Genomic DNA, 16,636 nt, shown 5'->3' on the forward strand with positions numbered 1-16,636 from the left:
GGGCAGGGCTACAAGACCAACACCGACGGCAGCGGCGATGTGGCGATCAACCCGACCGAGAACGCGCAGACGCTGAAACTGTTCCAGGACGGCAAGCTCGACGGCGCGTGGCTGCCCGAGCCCTGGGCCTCCCGGCTGGTGCTGACGGCCGGTGCGAAGGTCCTGGTGGATGAGAAGGACCTGTGGGACGGGTCGCTGACCGGCAAGCCCGGCGAGTTCCCCACCACCATTTTGATCGTGAACAAGAAGTTCGCCGCCGACCACCCGGACACCGTCAAAGCCCTCCTGAAGGGCCACGCCCAGTCCGTTGCCTGGCTCAATGACACACCGGCTGCGGAAAAGGCGAGTGTGCTGAACGCGGCGCTGAAGGAATACGGGAGCGCCGAGCTCCAGCAGGACGTCATTGACCGGTCCCTACAGAACATCGTCTTCACGGTGGATCCGCTGGCCGGAGCCTACAAGAAGCTCCTGCAGGACGGTGTGGACGCCGGCACCACCAAGCAGGCGGACATCAACGGCATCTTCGACCTCACCGCCCTGAACAGCGTCACCGCCGAAACCGGCGGGGACAAGGCCAGCGCCGCCGGCCTAGGCAAGGACTGACCAAGCGCACCACCCCCAAGCATCACCTCCAGCCCCATCAACGTAAGGACAGGACCATGCCAGTCGTACTGGAAAACCTGGGCAAACGCTTCGGCGACGGCGCCCCGGTGCTGGACGACGTCAACGCCAGCATCGCGCAAGGCGAGTTCGTCGCCCTCCTCGGCGCCTCCGGCTGCGGCAAGTCAACCCTGCTGAACATCATGGCGGGACTGGAGCTGCCGACGTCGGGCGCCCTTGAGGTCCCCAGCGACGGCGCGGCCTTTATGTTCCAGGACGCCGCCCTCTTCCCGTGGCTGACGGCCCGGGAGAACATCGAACTCGCCCTGAAGCTGCGCGGCGTGGGCAAGGCCGAGCGGCGCACCAAGGCCAACGAACTCCTGGACCTGGTGCACCTGGGCGGTGCCGGCGACAAGCGCCCGCACGAGCTCTCCGGCGGCATGCGCCAGCGCGTGTCCCTGGCCCGCTCCCTGGCCCAGGACCGGCAGCTGCTGCTCATGGACGAGCCGTTTGCCGCCCTTGACGCCATCACCCGCGACCTCCTCCACGACGAACTGGAGCGGATCTGGAAGGAAACCGGCCGCACCATCGTTTTTGTGACGCACAACGTCCGCGAAGCCGTCCGGCTGGGCCAGCGCGTGCTGCTGCTGTCCTCACGCCCCGGCCGCGTGGTCCAGGAATGGAACGTCACCGAGGAACACCGAACCGACGCCGGACTTGCCGGACAGCTGACCGGGGTCATCACCGCCCGGCTGCGAGAGGAGATCCGCCGCCATGCCAAATAACCCAACACCCCTGGCCGAAGCGCCCGTTACCGGGGAAGTGTCCGGCGCCGAGCCCGAGACGCGGAAGATCCACGCTGCCCTGACCCGGTCCTCCACCGGCAGCGAGGACCTGCGCGAGCTCGAAGCCGGCCTTGATTCATTGCAGTCGGACGCCGCCCGTGCGGCGCGCGTCGACTGGAGCCGCATCCTGCTCCCGGTGGCGGCGCTCGTGGTGCTGGTCCTGGTCTGGCAGTTCTACGTTTCGCTGGGCCTCAAGCGCCGGGACCTGGTGCCCGGTCCGCTGGACGTGCTGGGACAGTTCGGCACGCTCTGGGGAGACGGCTCACTGCAGGAAGCCGTCTGGACCTCGCTGCAGCGCGGCCTCATCGGCTTCCTGATCAGCGTGGCCATAGCGACGCCGATCGGGCTCCTGCTGGCACAGGTGGCCCCGCTGCGCCGCGCCTTCGGCCCGCTCATCTCCGGACTGCAGGTGCTGCCCTCCGTGGCCTGGGTGCCGGCGGCTATCCTCTGGTTCGGTATCACGGACGCCACGGTGTACTTCGTGGTGTTCATGGGCGCCATTCCATCCATCATCAACGGCCTGATCTCCGGCGTGGACCAGATCCCGCCGCAGTACCGCAGCGTCGGCACCGTCCTGGGCGCGAACCGGCTGCAGATGGCCCTTCAAATAGTCCTGCCCGCGGCCCTTCCCGGCTACCTGAGCGGGCTGAAGCAGGGGTGGGCCTTCTCCTGGCGGTCACTCATGGCGGCGGAAATCATCGCGGTGGGTGGCACCATCGGCTTCGGACTCGGTTCCATGCTGAACCAGGGCCGCGACCTCGCCGACATGACCATCGTGATGTCAGCCATCCTGCTGATCCTGGCCGTGGGCATCCTGATCGAACTGCTCGTGTTCGCGCCGATTGAAAAGCGGCTCCTGCGGCGCCGCGGCCTCCTCGCGGGCAGCACCCGCTAGGGCCCGCTGCCTGCCCGGCCACAGCGAAACCCAACAGCAGAGCCCGACGGCGAGTCCCGCCGTCGGGCTCTGCTGTTCTGGTTGGTCTCGGCCTAAATGGGGCACTTCGACACGGACACGCCGCGTGTTGACCGCTTGCGGGGACGAATTGGCTTCAATGTGCCCCACGACGGACGCGACGGCGCCCCACGACGGCCGCGACGGCGCCGGGACAGCGGGGGAGTCTGGCAGACTGGCGCCATGACCGTCAGCTTTGTGTGCCGCACCGAATCCGCCCTGTCCCGGGAGCAGCTGTTCGACCTCGCGCGCAGCATCGACGCGCACGTGGACTCGCAGGCCGATGGCGGGGAGCGCGCGGTGGCGGGCGTGACGTCCGGCCTGATCGGCACCGGGCAGGAAGTGACGTGGCGGGCGCGGCACTTTGGGCTGCCCATTCGGATGACGAGCCGCATCACGTCGCTGGAGTTTCCCGCGCGCTTCGTGGATGAGCAGGTCCGGGGGCCGTTCAAAGCCTTCCGCCACGTCCACGAGTTCGAAGCGACGGACCACGGATGCCTCATGACGGACCGCGTGGAGTTCACGGCGCCGTTCGGGCCGCTGGGCCGGATCGTCGAGAGGCTCGTGCTCCGCCGGTACCTGGAACGGCTGATCGCGGAGCGCGGACTGTACCTCGCCGGGCTCGTTCCGCCGCCGGCGGGCTAGGGCTCCGGCTGCCGCTGGCGCTGGCGCGGCCGAACCGGGGCACTTCGACACGGACACGCCGGTGTCCACGGGTGCTGCAGCCGGAATCACCGTCAATGTGCCCCTCGGCCGCGGAACGGGCGAACCCTTGTCCGGCCCGGGGCACGTGCCTAGACTCGCGAATAGGCCGGCAGCGCCCGGTTCCGACGATTTAAGGAGACAGCCATGGCACCGAAACTTGGACTGCTGGCTATGGTCGAGGCGAAGCCGGGGAAGGAGCAGGAAGTTTGGGCCTTCCTCAACGGAGGCCGGGAGATTGTGGATAACGAGCCGGGCACCCGGACCTGGTATGCCTTCCGGGTCAGCGAAAACACGTTCGGCATTTTCGACACCTTTGATACTGAGGAGGACAGGCAGGCCCACCTCAACGGTGCCATTCCGGCCGCGCTCGCTGAACACGGCCCGGCCATGCTCGCCAAGGATCCCGACATCAAGCTGATCGAACTCATCGCCGTGAAGTAGGGCCGAAAGGAAGGCCGCATTTAGGGGCGGGCACCCACGCTGCTGACCACCAGCCCGCCACATGCCCACCACGTTTCAATGTGACGCAGCGTTACCTTACGTGAACTGGTGTTTCCGCGCCGTTGTTCCGGTATATGACGCGGCCCTATCGTCGATTCATGGCAATTCAGGATATTTACCCCACGGCACTGCGCCTGCTGGGCCGCCCCGTGCTGGTGGTGGGCGGCGGGCCGGTGGCCACGCGCCGCGCCAAAGGGCTGCTCGACGCCGGTGCCCGGGTAACCGTGGTTGCCCCCGCTGCCTCCGCGGGACTTGAGGAACTGGCCGACGCCGGCCTCCTCACCTGGGAGCAGCGCCCCTACCGCACTTCCGACGTCGACGGCGTCTGGTTCGTCCAGACCGCCACCGGCGATCCCGCCGTGGACTCCCGCGTTTCGGCCGACGCCGAGGCGCAGCGCGTCTGGTGCGTCAACGCCTCCGACCATGAAGCCTCCGCCGCCTGGACACCCGCCGTCGCCGTAGTTGACGATGTTCAGATCGCCGTGAACGCCGGGGGAGACCCGCGCCGGGCCATGGCCCTGCGCGACGCCGTCGCCACCGCGCTGGAAACCGGCGACCTTCCGCTGCGCCGCCAGCGGGCCCACCGGGGAAGCGTGGCCCTCGTGGGCGGCGGCCCCGGCGACACCGGGCTCATCACCGTCCGCGGCCGCCGGCTCCTGGGCCAGGCCGACGTCGTCGTGGCAGACCGCCTCGGCCCGCGCGAACTCCTGAACGAACTCGCCCCGGACGTCCGCGTCATCGAGGTGGGCAAGACTCCCGGCCACCATCCCGTACCGCAGGCCGACATCAACCGCATCCTCGTGGAAGAGGCACTCAAAGGCCACCGCGTGGTCCGGCTCAAAGGCGGGGACCCGTACGTCCTGGGCCGCGGCGGCGAGGAAGCCGAATTCTGCCGCCAGCACGGCGTCGAGGTTGAAGTGGTCTCCGGCGTGACGTCAGCGATCTCCGTTCCCGCAGCGGCCGGCATCCCCGTGACGCACCGCGGCCTGGCCAAGGGCTTCAGCGTGGTCACCGGCCACGAGGAACTTTCCGAGGTCCCCGCCCGGGCCGACCACACCATCGTGCTGCTCATGGGGGTGGGCCAGCTGCGCGAATCCGCCGCCGCCCTGGCCGGCGCCGGTTTGCCTCAGGACACTCCAGTTGGCATCGTTGAGAATGGCTATCTGCCCAACCAGCGCGTGATCATTGGCACTCTCGGTTCCATCGCTGACCAGGCCGAGGCCACCGGCGTCGCGAATCCCGCGGTGATCGTGATCGGCGACGTTGTCCGCGTCAGCCCGTTCGCGCCGTCGCACTTCAAGACTGCCGACTACAGCACCACCACCCCGAACCGCCCCCGCATTTCGAACACCCGCGTCCTCACCCCGTAGCCAAGTAGCCCCCGTAGCCCCTTCCCAACTAGCTCGCAGATAACGCTCCCAAAAGACGATTTCACGACGTTAAATGCGAGTCAGTTGGGCCGTGACAGAAAAAAGGAACACAGCCGTGTCAACTAGCACCACCGTAGGTTCTGCCGCCCGCCCGCTCCGGGTCGCCGTCGTGGGTTCCGGCCCCGCCGGCGTGTACGCCGCCGACATCCTCACCAAGAGTGAAGCCGTCAAGAGCGGCGAGCTGACCGTGAGCATCGACCTCTTTGACCGCTACCCGGCGCCCTACGGCCTGATCCGCTACGGCGTTGCCCCGGACCACCCGCGCATCAAGGGCATCGTCAACGCCCTGCACAAGGTCCTGGACCGCGGAGACATCAGGTTCTTCGGCAACGTGGACTACGGCACGGACCTCTCCATCGAGGACCTCCGCACCCACTACGACGCCGTCATCTTCGCCACCGGCGCCATCAAGGACGCGGACCTGAACATCCCGGGCATCGAACTCGACGGCTCCTACGGCGGCGCCGACTTCGTGTCCTGGTACGACGGCCACCCCGACGTGTCCCGCGAATGGCCGCTGGACGCCAAGGAAATCGCCGTCATCGGCAACGGCAACGTGGCCCTGGACGTGGCCCGCATGCTCTCCAAGCACGCCGACGACCTCCTGGTCTCCGAAATCCCGGACAACGTCTACGCCGGCCTGAAGTCCTCGCCCGTCACGGACGTGCACGTCTTTGGCCGCCGCGGCCCGGCCCAGGTGAAGTTCACCCCGCTGGAACTGCGCGAGCTGGCCCACTCCAAGGACGTGGACATCATCCTGTACCCGGAGGACTTCGAGTTCGACGAGGAATCCGACCGCCAGGTCCAGAGCAACAACCAGACCAAGACCATGGTCGGCACGCTCACCAACTGGATCGCCGAGCAGCCGGAGGACGTCTCCGAGCTCAAGGCCTCCCGCCGCCTGCACCTGCACTTCCTGCACAGCCCGGTTGAAATCTACGACGACGCCGAGACCCCCGGCCGCGTTGCCGGCATGAAGTTTGAGCGCACCGAGCTGGACGGCACGGGCAACGCCCGCGGCACCGGCGAGTTCGTGGACTACCCGGTCCAGGCCGTGTACCGCGCCATCGGCTACTTCGGTTCCGCCCTCCCGGAGGTCGAGTTCGACCACAAGAAGGGTGTTGTACCGAACGACGGCGGCCGTGTCCTGGATGCTGCCGGCACCCACGTTCCGGGTATCTACGCCACCGGCTGGATCAAGCGCGGCCCGGTGGGCCTCATCGGCCACACCAAGGGTGACGCCCTCGAAACCGTGACCTACCTGCTCGAAGACCGCGAAAACCTTCCGGTTGCCGCCGTTCCCGAGGCGGACGCCGTCGTCGAACTCCTTGATGCCCGCGGCGTGAAGTTCACGAGCTGGGAAGGCTGGCTGGCACTGGACGCGCACGAGCGAAGCCTGGGCGAAAAGGCCACCGAGACCGGTTCGCACGGCGTTGATGTTGCCCGCGAGCGGGTCAAGGTTGTGCCGCGCGAGGACATGGTGTCCATCTCCCGTGACGGAGTGGCCGCGCAGGTCTAATCCTGCCGATCCCTACCGCGCACGTTGACTAGTGCGCGAACGGGCAGCTGATGACCGCAAACCCCGGGTTTGACGTCATTAGCTGCCCGTTCGCGCGTTAACCTAGCAGCGCAGAACCTAGTTGCCGGCGCCGCCCGAGGCCATCAGTTCCAGCCGGTTCAGCGTTTCTGTATTCCGGACCGAGATGAGCGGACCCCGGATGAAACTGGGAACCAGCAGGCCCGGGCCCTTGACGGCGTCCTCGGCGATGGACACCGTGCACCCGGTTTCCACCGGCTCCAAGGTGATGACCACCTTGGCTTCTCCCAGGGGCCAGCCCCTGGCGATCAGCTCGATGGACTTCCCCGGAACCGACGCCGTCACCGTGGTCTTGTCGTTGATCAGCAGCGGCCATGCGCCGACCGAGTGGTGCAGCACGGCGCCGGCAGCGGGCCACAGTGCATCCACATCCCTGATCCTGGACGCACCTACGACCCATCCGGAGTAGAGCCAGCCGTCGGCGATGACGTTCCAGACGTCGGCCGGCGGGGTCAGGAAGGTCTTGGAAACTGTAGCCATCTCGGTGCTCGCTTTCTTCTGTGGCTGCTTCACGTCGGCCGAGGGCGGGAGCCGCCCGAACGCGCGGCGACGTCGCCGAGGGCCGTATCTTCGTCCGCCATGGGGTGTTGTTCCTGCCTTCCCTCCGTTGTGCCGCTCAGCGGTGTTAGCCGTTCATCGGACCTTCGGCATGGACATCGGCGGCGCCGGGGCCCACGAGTTTCACCGTGCAGCGGATGATGACCTGGTCCGTTGCGGTGTGGAGGTCGGCCAGGGTGTGGTCGGGATTGATGACCAAATACGTTTCGGTCCCGGCTTCGACGTCGAAGCCCCGTGAGGCGGCATCCTTCGTGGCGTTGGCCAGGGCGTCACGCCGCAGTTCGTCCAAGTACGCCTCGTCGTCGCCCCTCGAGGAGTCGCCAAAGGCCCAGCCGAAGAGGGTTCCAGTTTCGTTCATAGGGCTGATCTTACGCATCCCTCAGAGTACCAAGATATTGGTAAGCGTGCTTACTATGACAGGCCTGCAAGGGGTCAAGTCCGTGTGGTTAGCCGTGCGCGCTGTCCGCCGGAGCAAGCTCCGCGTCCGCAGGTTCCGGGTCCTTGTTGTCCAGTTCCTGACCGGCCGAGTTCTTGGCTTCCAATTCCTGGGGGTCCGTTGTCCAGACCTGGATGATCGCCCACGCCACTGCGGCCAGGGGGACGGAAAGCACGGCGCCGACGATACCGGCCAGGATGGTCCCTGCGGTCAGGGCCAGCAGGATGACCAGGGCGTGCAACTGGAGGGACTTGCCCATCACCACGGGCTGCAGCAGGTTGCCTTCCAGCTGGTTGACGGCGATCACCACGATGATCACGATCAGCGCAACGACGGGTCCGCTGGCCACCAGGGCCACGAGCGCGGCCAGGATGCCGGCCACCGTGGCGCCAACGATCGGAACGAAGGCGCCGATGAAGACGATGATGGCCAGCGGTATGGCCAGCGGAACCTGCAGGATCAGCAGCGCCGAGCCGATGGCCACGGTGTCCACCAGGGCAACAATGGCCGTGCCGCGAACGTAGTCACCCAGGACCTGGATGGTCCGGGTTCCGGACCGGCGAAGCTTCGCCTCGCGTGCGCCGGTGAACGGCCGCAGGAAGAAACTCCAGATGGCCGTGCCGTCCTTGAGGAAGAAGAACAGGATCACCACCATGAGGCTGGCGCCGGCCAGGAACTCGGTGATGACGGAGAGCCCGGTGAGCGCTCCGGAGCGGACCTGGCTGCTGGCGGCGAATTCCACGATGGCTGCCCGGGCCTGTTCAATCTGCTCCCGGTCCACGGGGATGGGGCCGTTGAGGAGGAAGGACTGCAGCTCATCCAGCCCCGAGGATGCCTGGCTTGCCAGCTCGCTCCACTGGCTGCGGATGGACACCACAATGACGGTGGTGACGCCGGCGAGTACCGCGAGCAGGGCCACGAAGGCCAGGCCCGTTGCCGCTGCACCGGGCAGGCCGCGCCGCTTCAGCACGTTGACGAAGGGCGCGATCGCGGCCGCCAGGATCAGGGCGATCAGCACCGGGATAACCAGGAGCCTGATCTGGAGCAGGGCGAAGACTGACACCACAATAACGGTCAGGATCAGCAGGATCTGGGCGGAGCGGACGCCCACCCGGCCCAGGCTGTCCGCCCAGGGGTCTGGACGCTTGCCTTCCGCGGTGACTTCGACTGATCTGGCCAAGGGGTACTCCAATTTCGTCAGCGTGCAGAAAACGGGCAAGTCGGATGCGGCCACGGCCGGATGAAGAGCTCCCCCAAAGAGACAAGCCTACTGATTTAGTGCGGTGCCCGCTGAAGGTTTAGTGCGGCGCCCGCTGAAGGGTGGCCGGACCGGCTACTCCCGGAGCCACTCGGCGCAGGAGTTCAGGTTCCGGTTGACGCTGTCCACGGCGGCGCTTTCGTCGTGCGCCTCGATGGCCTCAACAAGCTTGCCGTGCCCTTCGTCGGGGAGCCCGTCGAAGCCGACGCGGCGCTGCTGCCGGAGCAGGTCAGCGTGGAACACGGCACCGAAGCTGACGTAGAGCTCGTGGAGCAGCGGGTTCCCGGTCGCGTGCGCCACCAGCACATGGAAGTCCCAGTCGGCTTGTGCCCAGGCCGCGTAGTCCTCGGACTTCCAGGCATCGCGGCGCTGGTCCAGCAGGGCCTTCATGGCGGTGATGTGGTCCGTTGTTGCATTGCGGGCGGCCAGCCGGGCGGCCTGTGTGTCCAGGCCCACCCGGACTTCGAGGATGTGCTCCTGGGTGTGGTCCTGGTACATGCGCTGCGCCGCGCCGGAGATCTCGCTCGTGGCGCGGACGTAGGTGCCGTCGCCGCGGCGGACCTCCAGCATGCCGCCATGGGCCAGCGCCTTGATGGCCTCGCGCAGGGTGCCCCGGGACACGCCCAGCGTGGCCATCAGCTCGGGCTCGGCCGGGATTTTCTGCTGCAGCGGCCATTCGCCGGAGTGGATCATCCGGCGGAGCTTGTCGGTGATTTCGTCGGCCAGTACAGGCCGGTTCGAAGTGGTGAGGGTCATGGCCGGGTCCTTGTCAGCAGGTGCGCCACGACGATCTGGGCCAGCGCGATGGCCAGCAGCAGGACCAGCGGTACCATCCAGCCGCCCGTGGCGCTGTGAAGCAGGCCCATGCCGAACGGACCCGCCGTGGCGAGCAGATACCCCACCGACTGCGCCAGCGTGGACATCGCGGTGGTTTCCGCCGTCGTGCGTCCGCTGCGGCTGATCATCACCATCACCAGCGGGAAAATACCCAGGCCGAAGCCCAGCAGCACGGCCGGGACGGCAGCCAGCGTCGCAGGCAGCAGCATCAGGGCTGTGACGCCCAGGACCATGGTGACGCTGGCCAGGTAGAAGGCCGGCCGCAGCATCCGTGGCCGCGATCCGATGGCGATCAGCACCATGCCCGCAGGAACGGAGACCAGCTGCATCAGCCCGAACATCAGGCCGCTGTCCGTCGCGGTCAGCCCCAGCGTGGTGAGCATGTACGGGAACCAGCTCAGTACCGCGTAGGCGAGGAGTGCCTGAAGGGTGAAAATGGCGGTGAGCAGCGCGCCCTTGCGGGTCCGCAGGAGCGGCCAGGGGGAAATGTGGCTGCCCCGGCCGGGCGTGGCGTTCCGGTGTGCGTGAAGGGCGACCGGCAGGAAACCCAGGAAGGCAGCCACGGAGAGCAGGCCGATGGAGCCGAGGCCCGCCGACGCCGACCCCAGCGCCTGGGCCACCGGGACGACCATCACGGCAGTCACCGTGGCGCCGGTGGTCATGGTGACGGTATAGAGCGCCGTCATGAGGGAAGTGCGGTCCGCATAGTGTTCACGGATGAAGGACGGCATGGCCACGTTGCATACGGCTAGTCCGGACATTCCCGCCACGGTTCCGGCCACCAGCATGCCGGTGGACGGGATGCCGCGGACCAGGAGGCCGGCGGCGAGCGTTCCCAGGGCCAGCAGGATGGCCTTCTCGACGCCCACCCGGCGCGTCAGCCAGGACGTGGCCGCGCCGGCAACCGCGAAACACAGCGTGGGGATGGAGGGGATCACGGCGGCAATGAAGGGCCCGTAGCCCAGGACTTCCTGGAGGTCGTGGAGGAGGGCGGAAGCCCCGGTGATACCGGCGCGGAGGTTGAGGCCAATGAGGACGACGGCAATGATTCCGAGGACGACGACGGCGCGTGGCCGGGCAGCGCTGACCCGTGCGGTTGGTGAGGTGTCAGTCCCGGGTGGTGCCGTCGTCGTGGTTGCCATACTTAAACATTAGACGTTAGACGTTTGATGTTTGTAAAGATGTGGCAAACATCTCCGGACGATTCAAGCGGCGGGGGGACTACCCCTGCTGCCGCTGGCTCAGCCGCTGCACGGCCAGAGCCAGCCAGAGCTGCACGCGGTCCTGGGTCTGGGCGGGATCGTAGCCGGTCAGCTCGGTGATCTGCGCGAGCCGGTACCGGACGGTATTGCGGTGCAGGGTCAGTGCCTCGGCGACGGCGGCCACCGAGCCGTTGTTGTTCAGGTAGCTTTCCAGCGTGGTCATCAGCTCGGCCCCGTGCAGGGCGTCGAAGTTCCGCAGCGGGTTGAGGGACTCATTCGCCATGTCCGCGAGCGGCACGTCCTCGCTGGCCAGGAGCAGCGAGGTCAGGCTGAGCCGCTCGGGCTCGTTGACGGGCAGGCCGTGGCTTGCCGCGTCCCGGGCCTCGAAGTAGCTCCAGCGCAGCCCGTTGGGTTTGGTGTAGGCGCCGCCGATGCCGATCGTGGCGTGGATCCCGGCCTCGGCCAGGTGGTCGCTGAGGCTTTTGGCCAGCACGCTGGCGCCGCTGCCGTCGTCCTGGACCACGATGATCAGGTCCTTGCCGACGACGGCGGTCACCCCGTGCTCCAGCGGCCGCGGCACCGAGGAACTCACCAGCTGCTTGGGGTGCGCCGCGGACTCGGCCAGGAGGACCACGTTCTTCCGGGTGCTGTTGACGCCGATGCCGGCCAGCCGCCGGGACGCCTCGCTGGCCTCCAGGGTCCCGTGGATCACGTCCTCCAGCACCTGGCCGGACAGTGCCCGCTGGGCCTGCCGTTGCTTGACCATGTTGTTCAGCTCGACGCTGATCAGGTTCTGCGCGTACCCCACGATGCCGGAATCCTCGAAAGGCTGCCGGATCCAGAGGGTGCACGCGTCGCGCCGGCCGGTGGGGATGGGGTAGGACGCCCAGGTGTCCGCCGTGGGTGGCGGGTTGCCGGGCACGCTGTTGTACAGCTGCGCCGTGAACTGGGTCAGGACAATGTCTGTGCGGAGCATCGAGCCCAGGTTCTTGAGCAGCTCGGACAGGCCGCCGCCGGTCAGCAGGGCACGGGCCAGGATCTGGTGGCCCGCAATGAGCCTTTCCAGCTTGGAGTAGTGGTCCGCGGACTGCGCGTCCGCCACCAGCTTGGTGATCGCAATGAACGGCGTCTCGTACGGGACCTCCACCACGGGAAGGCCCCAGCGGTTCGCCTCGGCAATCAGTGCCGGCGGAACGGCGTCGTGCGTCAGTCCGATCCCGAACCCGATCCCCACCGCGCCGGCCCGCTGCACCTGCCGCACAAAGCGGCGCTGCTCCGGGGCGGACTTCAGCCGCATTCCTGTGGTGAGCACCAGCTCGCCGCCGTTGAGGAAACGCTGCGGGTCCTCCTGCTCGGTGACGGCAACCCACTGGATGTCCTGGTGCCACGTGGTCTCCGCCAGGCCGGATTTGGTGAGCTTGAGCGACTGTACGCCCAGCAGGGCGGCGAGGGAGATTGCCATGAATTCAGGATAACCGGGCGCTGGTCAACCGCACTAAAGGGTTCCCGGGATGGTGTGCAGGTGGCTATTCCCTGAGTACGGGCCCTGGCATAGGCTCGTGAGCAGTCGCAACACTGCGCCGGTTGCAGGACTGGCTGCAGAAACCAGCATGAAAGAGGTTGTACACCGTGGTCCAAACCTTGCAGAACTTCATCAACGGCGAGTTCGTCACGCCCGCCGGCACCGGACTGCTGGACATCGTGAATCCCACGAACGGTGAAGTGGTGGCGAAGTCGCCCATCTCCGTCCAGGCCGACGTCGACGCCGCCATGACGGCCGCCAACGAGGCGTTCAAGACCTGGAAGCACGTCACCCCGGGCCAGCGCCAGCTGATGCTCCTCAAGCTTGCCGACGCCGTTGAGGCCAACAGCGACGAACTCGTTGAGGCCCAGCACCGCAACACCGGCCAGGTCCGGTCCCTGATCGCCTCCGAGGAGGTTGCCGCCGGTGCCGACCAGCTCCGCTTCTTCGCCGGAGCCGCACGCATCATGGAGGGCAAGTCCGCCGGTGAGTACTTCGAAGGCCACACCTCCTACGTGCGCCGCGAACCGATCGGCGTCGTGGCCCAGGTTGCACCCTGGAACTACCCGTTCCTGATGGCCATCTGGAAGATCGGCCCCGCGCTCGCGGCAGGCAACACCGTGGTCCTCAAGCCTTCGGACACCACCCCGGAGTCCACCCTGGTCCTGGCGAAGCTGGCCAAGGACATCTTCCCGGCGGGCGTTCTCAACGTTGTCCTGGGAACGGGTGAAACCGGCGCCATGATGGTGGAGCACAAGGTTCCCGGCCTCGTCTCGATCACCGGTTCGGTCCGTGCCGGCATCGCGGTGGCCTCCGGCGCCGCGAAGGGCCTCAAGCGCGCCCACCTGGAGCTCGGCGGCAAGGCCCCGGCCATCGTGTTCAAGGACGCCGACATCAAGAAGAGCGCGGCCGCCATCGCCGAATTCGCCTTCTTCAACGCCGGCCAGGACTGCACGGCCATCACCCGCGTGCTGGTCGAGGACTCGGTCCACGACGACGTCGTGGCAGCCATGGTGGAACACACCAAGACCCTGCACACGGGCTCGCAGAACGACGAAGACAACTACTTCGGCCCGCTCAACAACGTCAACCACTTCAACGCCGTGAACTCCGTGGTGGAGCACCTGCCCGAGAACTGCAAGATCGTGACGGGCGGCCACCGCGCGGGCGACAAGGGCTTCTTCTTCGAACCCACCATCATCACGGGCGCCAAGCAGACCGATGACGTCGTCCAGAAGGAGACCTTCGGGCCGGTCATCACCGTCCAGAGGTTCAACACCGAGGCCGAGGCAGTGGAGCTGGCCAACGACGTCGAGTACGCCCTCGCGTCCAGCGTCTGGACCACCGACCACGGCACGGCCATGCGCGTCAGCCGCGACCTGGACTTTGGCGCGGTGTGGATCAACACCCACATCCTGCTGACCGCCGAAATGCCGCACGGCGGCTTCAAGCAGTCCGGCTACGGCAAGGACCTCTCCATGTACGGCGTCGAGGACTACACGCGCATCAAGCACGTGATGAGTGCGCTCGACGCATAATCCAGCTTCCTGACCTTTACGCCTCATCCCCAGCTTTCAAGAAAGGCTTCTCCATGACCACCACCGCCCATGACATCACCTACCGTCTCGAGCAGAAGCGCCGCGTTCAGGCGGACTTCCCGGGACCCAAGTCCGTTGCGCTGACCGAACGCCGCAAGGCTGTCGTGGCAGCCGGCGTCGCCTCCAGTGTCCCCGTCTTTGTTGCGGACGCCGACGGCGGCATCATCCACGACGTCGACGGCAACTCCTTCATCGACCTGGGCTCCGGCATCGCCGTGACCAGCGTGGGCGCGTCTGATCCCGCCGTTGTGGGTGCCGTGAAGGAAGCCGTGGAGCACTTCACCCACACCTGCTTCATGGTCACCCCGTACGAAGGCTACGTGGCTGTCGCCGAGCAGCTGAACCGCCTGACCCCGGGCGACCACGAAAAGCGTACGGTGCTGTTCAACTCCGGTGCCGAAGCCGTGGAAAACGCCGTCAAGGTGGCCCGCCTCGCCACCGGCCGTGACGCCGTCGTCGCGTTCGACCACGCCTACCACGGACGCACCAACCTGACCATGGCGCTGACCGCGAAGGCCATGCCGTACAAGACCAACTTCGGCCCGTTCGCGCCCGAGGTCTACCGCATGCCCATGAGCTACCCGTTCCGCGAGGAAAACCCCTCGATCACCGGTGCCGAGGCCGCCAAGCGGGCCATCACCATGATCGAAAAGCAGATCGGCGGCGAATCCGTTGCAGCGATCATCATCGAGCCGATCCAGGGCGAGGGCGGCTTCATCGTCCCGGCCGACGGCTTCCTGCCGGCACTGGCCGCCTGGGCCAAGGAGAAGGGCATTGTCTTCATCGCTGACGAGGTCCAGTCCGGCTTCTGCCGCACCGGCGAATGGTTTGCCGTGAACCACGAAGGCGTTGTCCCGGACATCATCACCATGGCCAAGGGCATCGCCGGTGGCATGCCGCTGTCCGCGATCACCGGCCGTGCGGACCTGCTCGACGCCGTCCACCCGGGCGGACTGGGCGGCACCTACGGCGGCAACCCGGTTGCCTGCGCCGCGGCACTCGCGTCCATCGGCTCCATGGAGCAGTACGACCTCAACGCCCGCGCCAAGCACATCGAGGAACTGGCCACCGGCCGGCTCCGCGAACTGGCCTCCGAGGTATCGGTCATCGGCGACATCCGCGGCCGCGGCGCCATGCTGGCGATCGAACTGGTGCAGGCCGGATCCAAGGAACCGAACCCGGAACTGACCAAGGCTGTTGCCGCCGCCTGCCTCAAGGAAGGCGTCATCATCCTCACCTGCGGCACCTACGGCAACGTCATCCGCCTGCTGCCGCCGCTGGTCATCAGCGACGAACTGCTGCTGGATGGCCTCGGGGTGCTGGCCGCCGCCATCAAGGCGCAGGCCTGACCACGACGCCTCAAAAAGACCCGGGGCCCGCACCAGGGCCCCACCCACTGGGACTCCGCCCGGATGCCTGACCCAGGCTGCCGGGAGCCAACCGAAGAGCCGCGGACCGACCGTCCGCGGCTCTTCTGTGCGTGCGCTGCTTTGGCTATCCCCGGGCCCCCGATTCGGGCCCGTTTCGGGCCAAATGTCTCCCCTGAATTGGGCCCTTGTGGGCTAGAGTCAGCACTACCACTGCAGGAACGCAGACCGGCCGACGTCGCCCGGGAACCCCGAGCGCGGCTGGATTCTGCCCCAGACCCAAAAAGGGGTTCACCCATGCGATACGTAGTTGGCTACACACCAAACGAACGCGGCGCCGACGCCGTAGCCCTGGCGTCCGCGATGGCCCGGGCGCAGGGCGCCCAGCTAGACCTCGTCTACGTGGTGAAGAAGGGCGTCCCGCATGCGGCGCAGGATGCCGGCGGCGGCCATGTCGGCGCCGGCGAGCAGGCGGTGCTGGACGCACAGCGTGAAGGGCTGGCACTGGTTCCCGAGGACGTCAGCGTGGAGTTCCACGTGCGCCACGCCGAGTCGTTCGCTGCGGGGCTGATCGAGGCTGCCGTCGAGTACCAAGCGGGACTGATCGTGGTGGGTGCGGCGAGCAGCGGCCTCTTCAAGCGCCACACGGTGGGCAGCGTGGCCAACGCCCTCCTGCACGCTTCCCCGGTTCCGGTGGCGCTGGCTCCCCGCGGTTACCGCCGCACGGAGGCCGTCACCCGGCTGACGCTCGCCGTCGGCCAGCGGGTGGGCGCGGACGCCGCGATCGACGTTGCCATCGGGGCCGCGCAACGCCGGGGTGTGCCGCTGCGCATGGTCTCCCTGGTGGAGCTCGACGCGGAAGGTGACAGCGGCGAAGTGGTCAACGCGGCGCACATCCACGCCAATACTGTGCTCACCGAGGCGTCGCGCCGGCTCCCGGAGGGCCATAACGTGAGCGTGGAAGTGGCGCACGGCCGCACCATCGAGGAGTGCATCGACGACCTCGAATGGGACGACGGCGAGATCCTGATCGTGGGTTCGTCGCGCCTGGCCGAGAAAAACAAGCTGTTCATCGGCAGCACGGCCAACAAGGTGCTGCGTGCCTTGCCCGTGCCGATGGTGGTCATCCCGCGCGAATACGAGCGCCTCGACAGCCCCTGAGGCCTAACTGACAGCGCGAACGGGCAGATAATGACCCCAAAAAGCGAAAAACAGGTCATTATCTGCC

The 16,636-nt window shown here is 67.2% G+C and carries 16 protein-coding genes; 10 read left to right on the plus strand and 6 right to left on the minus strand.

The genetic code is table 11. The features are described 5' to 3' along the window. The 7 genes from CXQ91_RS00005 to CXQ91_RS00035 form a co-directional block, all read left to right on the plus strand. On the plus strand, positions 1-603 hold a 603-nt coding region (locus tag CXQ91_RS00005), incomplete at its 5' end, for an ABC transporter substrate-binding protein (RefSeq protein WP_181038724.1). A gap of 56 nt (positions 604-659) precedes the next feature. Continuing rightward, entirely contained in the window at positions 660-1,385 is a 726-nt protein-coding gene (locus tag CXQ91_RS00010) for an ABC transporter ATP-binding protein (protein ID WP_043483399.1), read from the plus strand. Further along, entirely contained in the window at positions 1,375-2,340 is a 966-nt protein-coding gene (locus tag CXQ91_RS00015; RefSeq protein ID WP_104171914.1) for an ABC transporter permease, read from the plus strand. Before CXQ91_RS00010 ends, CXQ91_RS00015 begins: the two co-directional genes overlap by 11 nt. A gap of 240 nt (positions 2,341-2,580) precedes the next feature. Further along, the gene (locus CXQ91_RS00020; RefSeq protein WP_104171915.1) at positions 2,581-3,042 is read left to right on the plus strand and encodes an SRPBCC family protein; all 462 of its coding nucleotides are present in this window, start codon (positions 2,581-2,583) and stop codon (positions 3,040-3,042) included. A 204-nt stretch (positions 3,043-3,246) separates the two neighbouring features. Beyond that, positions 3,247-3,543, plus strand: a complete 297-nt coding sequence (locus CXQ91_RS00025) for a putative quinol monooxygenase (protein ID WP_104171916.1) — start codon at positions 3,247-3,249, stop codon at positions 3,541-3,543. 158 nt (positions 3,544-3,701) lie between these two features. After that, entirely contained in the window at positions 3,702-4,973 is a 1,272-nt protein-coding gene (gene cobA / locus CXQ91_RS00030; RefSeq protein ID WP_104171917.1) for a uroporphyrinogen-III C-methyltransferase, read from the plus strand. A 115-nt stretch (positions 4,974-5,088) separates the two neighbouring features. Further along, the gene (locus CXQ91_RS00035; protein ID WP_104171918.1) at positions 5,089-6,552 is read left to right on the plus strand and encodes an FAD-dependent oxidoreductase; all 1,464 of its coding nucleotides are present in this window, start codon (positions 5,089-5,091) and stop codon (positions 6,550-6,552) included. A 117-nt stretch (positions 6,553-6,669) separates the two neighbouring features. Here the strand turns inward: CXQ91_RS00035 and CXQ91_RS00040 are convergent, their stop codons facing one another. The 6 genes from CXQ91_RS00040 to CXQ91_RS00065 form a co-directional block, all read right to left on the minus strand. Further along, complete coding sequence (locus tag CXQ91_RS00040; RefSeq protein ID WP_104171919.1) at positions 6,670-7,110, minus strand: SRPBCC family protein; 441 nt, start codon at positions 7,108-7,110, stop codon at positions 6,670-6,672. Between the two features lie 145 nt (positions 7,111-7,255). After that, positions 7,256-7,546, minus strand: a complete 291-nt coding sequence (locus tag CXQ91_RS00045) for a hypothetical protein (protein WP_258073765.1) — start codon at positions 7,544-7,546, stop codon at positions 7,256-7,258. An 88-nt stretch (positions 7,547-7,634) separates the two neighbouring features. Beyond that, entirely contained in the window at positions 7,635-8,804 is a 1,170-nt protein-coding gene (locus CXQ91_RS00050; RefSeq protein ID WP_104171921.1) for an AI-2E family transporter, read from the minus strand. 153 nt (positions 8,805-8,957) lie between these two features. After that, positions 8,958-9,638, minus strand: a complete 681-nt coding sequence (locus CXQ91_RS00055; protein ID WP_104171922.1) for a FadR/GntR family transcriptional regulator — start codon at positions 9,636-9,638, stop codon at positions 8,958-8,960. Next, positions 9,635-10,861 (minus strand): MFS transporter, encoded by a 1,227-nt coding sequence (locus CXQ91_RS00060; protein WP_104171923.1) that lies wholly within the window; start codon positions 10,859-10,861, stop codon positions 9,635-9,637. The genes CXQ91_RS00055 and CXQ91_RS00060 overlap by 4 nt, the downstream gene beginning before the upstream one ends. A gap of 79 nt (positions 10,862-10,940) precedes the next feature. Continuing rightward, complete coding sequence (locus CXQ91_RS00065) at positions 10,941-12,383, minus strand: PucR family transcriptional regulator (RefSeq protein WP_104171924.1); 1,443 nt, start codon at positions 12,381-12,383, stop codon at positions 10,941-10,943. A gap of 167 nt (positions 12,384-12,550) precedes the next feature. Between CXQ91_RS00065 and CXQ91_RS00070 the strand changes: the two genes are divergently transcribed. The 3 genes from CXQ91_RS00070 (at position 12,551) to CXQ91_RS00080 (ending at position 16,569) form a co-directional block, all read left to right on the plus strand. Next, on the plus strand, positions 12,551-13,981 hold the full coding sequence (locus CXQ91_RS00070) for a gamma-aminobutyraldehyde dehydrogenase (RefSeq protein WP_104172383.1): 1,431 nt from the start codon (positions 12,551-12,553) through the stop codon (positions 13,979-13,981). A 53-nt stretch (positions 13,982-14,034) separates the two neighbouring features. Further along, entirely contained in the window at positions 14,035-15,390 is a 1,356-nt protein-coding gene (gene gabT / locus CXQ91_RS00075) for a 4-aminobutyrate--2-oxoglutarate transaminase (RefSeq protein WP_104171925.1), read from the plus strand. A 315-nt stretch (positions 15,391-15,705) separates the two neighbouring features. After that, positions 15,706-16,569 carry a universal stress protein gene (locus CXQ91_RS00080; protein ID WP_104171926.1) on the plus strand — a complete coding sequence of 288 codons (864 nt, stop codon included), beginning with the start codon at positions 15,706-15,708 and terminating at the stop codon, positions 16,567-16,569. Positions 16,570-16,636: the final 67 nt, after the last annotated feature.

Origin of the sequence: Arthrobacter sp. Y81 (genome assembly GCF_002929335.1) — a bacterium.
Taxonomy (GTDB): domain Bacteria; phylum Actinomycetota; class Actinomycetes; order Actinomycetales; family Micrococcaceae; genus Arthrobacter.